The 1,445-nt window shown below is 37.2% G+C and carries 1 protein-coding gene; it reads right to left on the reverse strand.

Features of this window, described 5'->3' with window-relative positions; all coding sequences use genetic code 11:
• Positions 1 to 104: 104 nt before the first annotated feature.
• A complete protein-coding gene (locus CYJ57_RS07670) occupies positions 105 to 1,340 on the reverse strand; it encodes an IS256 family transposase (RefSeq protein ID WP_101954781.1) in 1,236 nt (411 codons plus the stop codon).
• Between the last annotated feature and the right edge of the window lie 105 nt (positions 1,341 to 1,445).

A 1,445-nucleotide genomic window follows, 5' to 3' on the forward strand; every position in this document is an offset into this window, starting at 1 on the left:
TGGTAGTGTCAAAAAAATTGTGTAAACTCGATTGTAAAATTGTATTTTATATGTCTTAGTTCATTGGATAATTTTAGTACAGTATTTAGTGTTTAATTGATTACTTATGAAACGTGTGTTTCATTCTTCTTTAGTGTCATTTGACTCCGTTTAACGGATTGTTTCTGTGCTAAGAGCGCCTCTAATTCAAACGTTACTTGTCCAAATCCCTTATGTATTCGTTGGCTAAATCGTGTGTTATATTCTGAAACATAACAGTAAACGGTTTTCTCTAATGAATAATCATGTGGAAATTGTTCTCTCGTTTTTGTACGTCGCTTCAGCTGTTTATTGATACTTTCGGAAAGATTGTTGGTATACAATGAAGGCCAAATCACTTTTGGAAAATGCATAAAAGAGAAGAGATTCTGTTTGTTTCTCATCTGTTTTACCAGTTTTGGATATTTAGATTCCCATTGTTGACAGAATTCACCCAGTAGCTGTGTCGCTTCCTTGATATTGGAAGCTTTGGGGATCTGTTTTAAAGCCGCTAGAACTTCTGAACGATCACTTACTCTCACTTTTGAACCCATTTGTCTCAAAAGATGGGTCCAACAACTTTGGTGTAAGGCTTGAGGGAATTCATGGGTAACGGCTTCTGCTAAACCGGTTAATTCATCTGAAACAAAGAGTAGGACCTGTTGGAGACCACGACGCTTCAAATCTTGAAGCATTTCACGATAATGAATCGCTGATTCTGTAGGATAGACTTGAAAATCGAGTATTTTCTTATAGCCTTTCGAATCAATGCCCACGATGGTATGCACAGCTTCTTTAGAAACCGTCCCTCGTCTCACTGGGATAAAGGTTGCATCGCAATAAAGACACACATAATCAGCCTGAATCACTTCCTGACGATAAGCATACAATTCGTCTTTAAAACTGTCTGATAGATTCGAGATGGTAGCTGCTGAATAATAATGCCCATACATTTTTTCGATGAGATCCGATATTTCACGAGTCGTAATCCCTTTTTGATACATCAAAATAATCATTTGTTCGAGATGCGAATGAGACTCTTTCAGGGCTTTAACCGTTTGAATTTCTAATTCACCCAAGCGATCTCGGGGTATCTTGAGTTCGAGGGTGCCATATTCCGTCTTTAAACGCCGAGAGTAATAACCATTCCTTGAATTTCCAGAATTGTATCCTCTAATATCCCATTTTTCATAATCTAAGAAGACGGTTCTTTCGGATTCTAGCAAAAGATTGACTGCATCCTCCAAGGCTTGTCTAAAAATTTCATGAATAGACTCACCTTTAGCTAGTGCTGTCATTAATTTTGTGTTAAAGTTTTCCATAAGGGACCTCCTGTAAGTGATTGTTTTGTCGTAACTACAATCTTACAAGATAAAGGTCCCTTTTTCTATGGACTTTGGAGGTTACACAAGAAATTTTACACTATG

Origin of the sequence: Falseniella ignava (assembly GCF_002847645.1) — a bacterium.
Lineage (GTDB): Bacteria > Bacillota > Bacilli > Lactobacillales > Aerococcaceae > Falseniella > Falseniella ignava.

Coding starts and splice junctions, on each gene's coding strand:
- CYJ57_RS07670 (WP_101954781.1), bottom strand. CDS start 1,340: ATGGAAAACTTTAACACAAAATTAATGACAGCACTAGCTAAAGGTGAG.